Annotated in this window: 1 protein-coding gene and 1 pseudogene; both read right to left on the bottom strand. The window is 72.7% G+C overall.

What is annotated here, in order from left to right:
• Positions 1-653: pseudogene (locus JMF90_RS34020) on the bottom strand (hypothetical protein); the annotation flags it as partial.
• 127 nt (positions 654-780) lie between these two features.
• Positions 781-2,091 carry a collagen-like triple helix repeat-containing protein gene (locus JMF90_RS34015; protein WP_011548340.1) on the bottom strand — a complete coding sequence of 437 codons (1,311 nt, stop codon included), beginning with the start codon at positions 2,089-2,091 and terminating at the stop codon, positions 781-783.
• Between the last annotated feature and the right edge of the window lie 185 nt (positions 2,092-2,276).

Raw genomic sequence — 2,276 nt, 5'->3', positions numbered from 1 at the left:
GTCATCGGCGCGTGCATCGCGTTCGCGAGCGACGCGCTCAGGTGATCGGCGTCCTTCGACAGATAGACGGTCATCAGCGGCAGGAAGAACGCCTTCACGCCCCAGCCGGCCAGCATCTCGCGCACCGGCTTCCAGCTCGCGGGCTGCTCGCGGCGAAACAGGAAGCGGCCCCACAGCAGGTACGCGTCGTCGGTCTCGCGCTGATGGCGGTCCATCCACGCGAAGTAGAACGGCGCGGCGACGATCACGTACGGCGCGAGCGAGCGCAGCAGCGACCAGAACGGAAGGTAGAACGCGCCGTGGTATTCGGGCAGCAGCCAGTAGATCGCGCCGATGCCCGCGTAGATCGACGTCAGCGCGCCGAGCCGCGTCGCGACGCGCGCGATGCCGAGCGGCCGGACGGCCTGCCGCGACAGCCCCGCGCTCGGGCGCAGGTAGACGCGCGAGATGAAGAGTTCGTGCAGCGCGATCGTGCCGATGATCGCGAGGCTCGCGATGACCGCGCGCGTGGCCGCGTCGAGCGCCGGGTGATCGCGCGTGATCCACAGCGCGAAGAGTCCGGCCGTGATGCCGAGCAGGCCGGCGCGGAACGGCGTGGCGGAACGGGGTGGGCGGTCCGGGGCAGCGACGATGCCGTCGAGCGTGGAGTTCATGATCGGATCCTCGTAGGGATGAGGGCCGGCGCCCCCGCTTGGCGGGTGACGCCGGCCGTCGGCCGGGCTTTGTATGGATGCGCGCCCGGCCATTGGCCTGTCGTTCTGATACGTGATGCGCTACCGCTTACTTCTTGGTGCCGGCGCCCAGCAGACCGCCGAGCAGGTTGGTCACCGGCGACAGCAGGTTGCCGGTGCCGCCCGCGGCGGCGCCGCCCGTGCTGCCGGTCAGGCCGGTCACCACGGAGCCGCTGCCGCCCGGCGTCGTCACGGTGCCTGCTGCGCCGCCGGGGCTGACCGTGCCGGTGGCGCCGGCCGAGCCGGCCGGCGTGCCCAGCGCACCCGTGAGCGTGCCGACCGGGCCGCTCGTCAGCACCCCGCCGAGCGTGCCGGACAGGTTGCCGCCCGGCGTCGTGACGGTGCCGGTGAGGCTCGCGCCGAGCGGCGTCAGCGAGTTGACGAGATTGGTGACCGGCGCCAGCAGGCCGCCGAGGCCTGCGCCACCCGTACCGCTGGTGCCGCCGGTCCCGCTCGTTCCGCCCGTGCCGCTGGTGCCGCTCGAACCGATGCCGCCGAGTGCGCCCGTCACCGTCCCGAGCAGGCCGGTGATCGGTGCGAGCGGGCCGCCGCTGCTGGTGCCGCTGGTGCCGCCCGAACCGCTCGAGCTGCCGCCGCCGAGGCCGCCCGTCAACGTGCCCAGCAGGCCCGTGATCGGCGCGAGCGGATTGCTGCCGCCCGTGCCGCTGCTGGAGCTGCCCGCGTTGTTGTCGTGGACGAGGCCGCCCGTCGACGTCACCGTGTTGCCGAGCTGCGTCACGACGCCGCCGAGGCCCGCGCCGACCGGGTTGTCGGTCGCGCCGCCGACCTTCGTGCCCGCGAGCCCGAGGCCGCTGCCGAGCGTGCTCAGCAGGCCGTTGAGCGGCGTGCCGAGCAGCGTCACGCCGCCGAGCGTCTGCGTGGCGCCCGGCGTCGTGACGCCGCCGGTCAACGTGTTCGTGATCGGGTTGATCACCTTGCCGAGCTGCGTTTCGAGCTGCTGGACCGGCGAGCTGTTCAGTGCCGTGTTCAGCGCCGATGCGGTCGAGTTGACCGCGGTGCCGACCGTGTTGACGAGGCTGCCGACCAGGGTCGTCGCGGGCGCGAGCGGCGACAGCGGACCGGTGCCGAGGCTCGTCACGGCATTGCCGAGGTTGTTGACCGCGCCGCCGGCGCCGGTCAGCAGGCCGGTGGTCGACGTGATCGTCGGCCCGAGCGGGTTCGCCGACACGCCGATCGAACCCAGGCCGGCCGCGATGCCGTTGCCGAGCGATTGCACGCCGTTGCCGAGGCTGCCGACCGCGTTGCCGATGCTGGTGGCCGTCGTCGGGTTCGTGCCGGGAATCTGCACGCCGCCGATCTGACCGCCGCCGTTTACGACCGTCGTACCGAGCGCCGTCACGAGGTTGCCGGATTTCTGGAGGACATTGCCGAGCGGGGTAACGCCGGTGCCGGAGGTGCCGGACGTACCTGAGGTGCCGGAAGTACCTGAGGTGCCGGAAGTGCCCGAGGTACCGGAGGTGCCCGAGGTACCGGAGGTGCCCGAGGTGCCGGACGTGCCGGACGTGCCCGAGGTGCCCGAGGTGC

Source organism: Burkholderia sp. E168m23 (assembly GCF_016586125.1).
In the GTDB taxonomy this organism is placed as follows: domain Bacteria; phylum Pseudomonadota; class Gammaproteobacteria; order Burkholderiales; family Burkholderiaceae; genus Burkholderia; species Burkholderia orbicola.
Note: the sequence above shows the minus strand (reverse complement) of the source record. Positions and strands in the feature narration are given on the sequence as shown.